Source organism: Mesorhizobium sp. M2C.T.Ca.TU.002.02.1.1, assembly GCF_003997225.1.
Map to the genome: position 1 here is coordinate 1 of NZ_RZTO01000514.1, position 4,536 is coordinate 4,536.

The following is a 4,536-nucleotide window of genomic DNA, read 5'->3' on the forward strand; positions in this document are numbered from 1 at the left end:
GGCCTGGACACGGCCTTTGCCGACAATCCCGCCGTCAGGATCGTCGCCCGCGCCAACGGTTCGTCCGGCTTCGTTCGTGACGATGTCTACAATTGGCCGACCCAGATAAAATCGCTGATCGAAACCGAGAAACCGGCGGCCGTGATCGTCATGCTGGGTTCCAACGACCGCCAGCAGATGAAGGTCGGCGACGTCCGCGAGCAGCCGCGCTCGGAGAACTGGACCAAGGAATATGAGCGCCGCACCGATGCGTTCGGCAAGGCCCTACAAGACACCAAAGTGCCGTTCCTTTGGGTCGGCATGCCGGCTTTCGGTGTGTCGAAGATGAACTCCGACATGCTCGCCTTCAACGACATCTATCATTCGGCCGCCCAGAAACACGGTGGCGAGTTCGTCGATGTCTGGGACGGCTTCGTCGATGAGAACGGCGCTTTCGTCACCTCCGGTCCGGACATCAACGGCCAGCCGGTACGGCTGCGTTCCGACGACGGCATCAACGTCACCAAGGCCGGCAAGCGCAAGCTGGCCTTCTACACGGAAAAGCCATTGGCAAAGATACTCGGCCTGGCGGCGCCCGGAAGCGTCACGACCGTGTCGGCGCCGGCCGGCGCCCCGGTGGAGGCGCCGAAGCCGGCCGCCGCGCCCGTCATCGTCGACCGCACTGCGCCGATGCTGCTCGGCGACCCGGCGCTCGACGGCGGCACCGAGCTGCTCGGCGCCACGCAGCCGGCCAGGGCCGATCCGAACCTGCCCGGCGAAAAGCTGATCCTGGAAGGCAAGGCGCCGACGGCCTCGCCCGGCCGCGCCGACGATTTTTCCTGGCCGCCAAAGTCGCCGGCGACGGCAGCTGTCGAATCCGGCCCGACACCGGCAACTCCTTGACCGACGTTCCGGCGTAGCGGCAATTTCGCGCCGAGCCGAACAATGGCATTATTGGATTTTGGCCGAAGTCAAAGTCGGGGGACGAATATGTCGGCAACGGGCTATGCCTTGCTTGGGTTCGTGACTTGGACCCTCTTATTGCTCATATGGATGGAAATCCTGCGCACCCATCTCGTGGTGAGCGGCCGCGTCCTTGCGAATGGCTTTGCACCGGACAACGCCGGCCTTTCGCCCTTCTTGCAGCGGCTGGCGCGCGCCCACGCCAATTGCATCGAAGGCCTTCCCATATTCGGAGGTCTCATGGCCCTGGCCATGATGAGTTCGCGCACCACGATTACCGACCCGCTCGCATATTGGTTTCTCGGCGCGCGGCTGATGCAGTCGGCCATCCATCTGACGTCGACAAGCCCGATCGCCGTCAAGGCTCGATTCTCGGCGTTCGCGGTCCAGATGGCCATCGGCCTCTATTGGGCGATAAAGCTGCTGCTCAGCTAAAGCATGTCTCCCGAAAGCGGGAACCGGTTTCGGGATGAAGACATGCGTAAAATCAAAAACCTAAAGCGCATGGAGCGAATCTGAAAGATCGCGACTCGCTTTAGGGCGTCTCACCATTTCCGTGAAACGGTGAAACGCTCTAACGGATCGCCGCTTCAGCGCGGCAGCACCGTCGATCCCATCAATGCCTCGTCGATCGAGCGCGCCGCCTGGCGACCCTCGCGGATCGCCCAGACCACCAGCGACTGGCCGCGGCGCACGTCGCCCGCGGCATAGAGCTTGTCGACGCTGGTCCTGTAGTCGCGGTCGTTCGCCTCGACATTCTTCGATCGGCGGCTGTCGGTGACGACCTTGATCTTGCCGTCGAGCTCTTTCATCAGGCTGTCGCTCGCCGGACCGGCAAAGCCGATGGCGATGAAGGCGAGATCGGCGCGGATGACGAACTCCGTGCCGGGGATCGGCTTGCGCTTGTCGTCGACCTCGCAGCAGCGCACACCCGTCAACTGGCCGTCCTCGCCGATGAATTCGAGCGTCGCCACCTGGAATTCGCGCTCGGCCCCCTCCGCCTGCGAGGAGGACGTGCGCATCTTCGTCGCCCAATAGGGCCAGACCGCCAGCTTGTCTTCCTTCTCCGGCGGCTGCGGGCGGATGTCGAGCTGGGTTACGCGCACCGCGCCCTGGCGGAAGGCGGTGCCGATGCAGTCCGACGCCGTGTCGCCGCCGCCGACCACGACGACATGCTGGCCACCGGCGATGATCGGGTGCGAGGGCCAGGCCACCGATTGAATCGGCTCGCCGCCGACGCGGCGGTTCTGCTGCACGAGATAGGGCATGGCGTCATAGACGCCGCTGAGGTCGCTGCCCGGAATACCGGCCGGGCGCGGCGTCTCGGAGCCGCCGCAATAGAGCACGGCGTCGAACTCCTCGATGAGATCGGCCACCTTCATGTCGACGCCGACATTGACGCCGCAATGGAAGGTCACGCCCTCGCCCTGCATCTGCTCGATGCGCCTGTCGATATAGTGCTTCTCGATCTTGAAGTCCGGGATGCCGTAGCGCATCAGCCCGCCAGGGCGGCTCTCGCGCTCATAGACATGCACGTCATGGCCGGCGCGGCCGAGCTGCTGCGCCGCCGCCATGCCGGCGGGGCCGGAGCCGATGACGGCGACACGCTTGCCCGTCTTCTTTTCCGGCGGATAGGGCCGGATGTGACCGGTCTCGTAGGCCTTGTCGGCGATCGCTTGCTCGACCGTCTTGATGGCGACCGGAATGTCCTCGAGGTTCAGCGTGCAGGCCTCCTCGCAAGGCGCCGGGCAGATGCGGCCGGTGAACTCCGGGAAATTGTTTGTCGAATGCAGGTTGCGGATCGCGTTGTCCCAGTCGCCATTGTAGACGAGGTCGTTCCAGTCCGGGATTTGGTTGTGGATCGGGCAGCCCGTCGGTCCGTGGCAATACGGGATGCCGCAATCCATGCAGCGCGCGGCCTGTTTCTCGACCTCCTTGTCCGACATCGGCAGCGTGAATTCGCGGAAATGCCGGATGCGGTCGGAAGCCGGCTGGTACTTGTGCACCTGCCGGTCGATCTCGAGAAAGCCTGTTACCTTGCCCATAGTCCAGTCCCTGCTGTCCGAAGGCACGCTTCTGCCGCGCACCCGTTAACCTCATAAGGCCGCCATGACAACCTTCGTTCCGAGGTCAGGATTGTTGGTGAGGATGCCGGCCGGGAAGTCGTCTTCCCGGCCATGCCCGAAACTATTCCGCCGCCACGCTCATGCGCATGCGTTCCATCTCGATCAGCGCGCGGCGATATTCGACCGGCATGATTTTTCGGAATTTCGGCCGGAAGTTCTGCCAGTCGTCCAGAATCTCGCGGCCACGCACCGAACCGGTGAAATGCACGTGGTTCGAGATCAGCTGGTAGAGCCGTTCCTCGTCATGGCTGGTCATGTCGCCCGACACGTCGACGCGGCCCTTGTGGTCGAGGTCGCCGCCGTGATGGAGCAGTTTCTCCATCAGGTCGTCCTCTTCCGGGACCGGCTCCAGCTCGACCATCGCCATGTTGCATCGTTCGGCGAAATCGCCCTTCTCGTCCAGCACATAGGCGACGCCGCCCGACATGCCGGCCGCGAAATTGCGCCCGGTCTTGCCGAGCACGACGACGATGCCGCCGGTCATGTACTCGCAGCCATGGTCGCCGACGCCTTCGACGACGGCGGCCACACCGGAATTGCGCACGGCGAAACGCTCGCCGGCGACGCCGGCGAAATAGGCCTCGCCCTCGGTGGCGCCGTAAAGCACCGTGTTGCCGACGATGATCGAGTCCGCCGCGACGATCTTGGCTTCCTCCGGCGGGCGGATGACGATGCGGCCCCCCGACAGACCCTTGCCGACATAGTCGTTGCCGGCGCCGACCAGTTCGAAGGAGACGCCGCGCGCCAGGAACGCGCCGAAGGACTGGCCGGCGGTGCCGGTGAGCTTGACGGTGATCGTATCCTCGCGCAGGCCCTTGTGCTTGAAGCGCTTGGCGACCTCGCCCGACAGCATGGCGCCGGTAGAGCGGTCGACATTGCGGATCGGCAGCTCGATGGTGACGGGCTGCTTGGCTTCGAGCGCGGGCTTCGCCAGCTCGATCAGCTTGCGGTCGAGCACGTCGTCGATCGGATGCTTCTGCCGTTCGGTCCAGTGCAGCGCCTCATGCGGCGCGTCCGGCTTGTAGAACATCTTCGAGAAGTCGAGCCCGCGCGCCTTCCAGTGCTGGATCACATCGCGCTTTTCCAGGAGATCGCTGTCGCCGATGATCTGGTCGAGATGGGTGTAGCCCATCTCGGCAAGCAGCGCCCGCACCTCTTCCGCCACATAGAAGAAGAAGTTGATGACGTGCTCGGGCGTGCCCTTGAAGCGCTTGCGCAGCACCGGATCCTGCGTCGCCACGCCGACCGGGCAGGTGTTCAGGTGGCACTTGCGCATCATGATGCAGCCGGCCGCGATCAGCGGCGCGGTCGAGAAGCCGAATTCGTCCGCGCCGAGCAGCGCGCCGATGATGACGTCGCGCCCGGTGCGCAACCCGCCATCGACCTGCAGCGCGACGCGCGAACGCAAGCCGTTGAGCACCAGCGTCTGATGCGTTTCGGCAAGGCCCATTTCCCACGGGCTGCCGGC

The 4,536-nt window shown here is 64.6% G+C and carries 4 protein-coding genes; 2 read left to right on the plus strand and 2 right to left on the minus strand.

The window, feature by feature from the left end; all coding sequences use genetic code 11:
• Together EOD07_RS23705 and EOD07_RS23710 are read left to right on the plus strand one after the other, a co-directional pair.
• The coding region (locus EOD07_RS23705) for a DUF459 domain-containing protein (protein WP_127237174.1) at positions 1-882 on the plus strand (882 nt) is incomplete at its 5' end.
• 87 nt (positions 883-969) lie between these two features.
• Positions 970-1,377: an MAPEG family protein gene (locus EOD07_RS23710; RefSeq protein WP_127237175.1), complete on the plus strand. Its 408-nt coding sequence runs from the start codon at positions 970-972 to the stop codon at positions 1,375-1,377.
• A gap of 155 nt (positions 1,378-1,532) precedes the next feature.
• Here the strand turns inward: EOD07_RS23710 and EOD07_RS23715 are convergent, their stop codons facing one another.
• Together EOD07_RS23715 and EOD07_RS23720 are read right to left on the minus strand one after the other, a co-directional pair.
• On the minus strand, positions 1,533-2,987 hold the full coding sequence (locus EOD07_RS23715) for a glutamate synthase subunit beta (RefSeq protein ID WP_127237176.1): 1,455 nt from the start codon (positions 2,985-2,987) through the stop codon (positions 1,533-1,535).
• A gap of 142 nt (positions 2,988-3,129) precedes the next feature.
• Positions 3,130-4,536 (minus strand): glutamate synthase-related protein (locus tag EOD07_RS23720; protein WP_245470434.1); only part of this gene is annotated, 1,407 nt, incomplete at its 5' end.

Bases quoted from the DNA above. Each gene is read 5' to 3' on its own strand.
- EOD07_RS23715 (WP_127237176.1), bottom strand. From the start codon at position 2,987: ATGGGCAAGGTAACAGGCTTTCTCGAGATCGACCGGCAGGTGCACAAG.
- EOD07_RS23710 (WP_127237175.1), top strand. From the start codon at position 970: ATGTCGGCAACGGGCTATGCCTTGCTTGGGTTCGTGACTTGGACCCTC.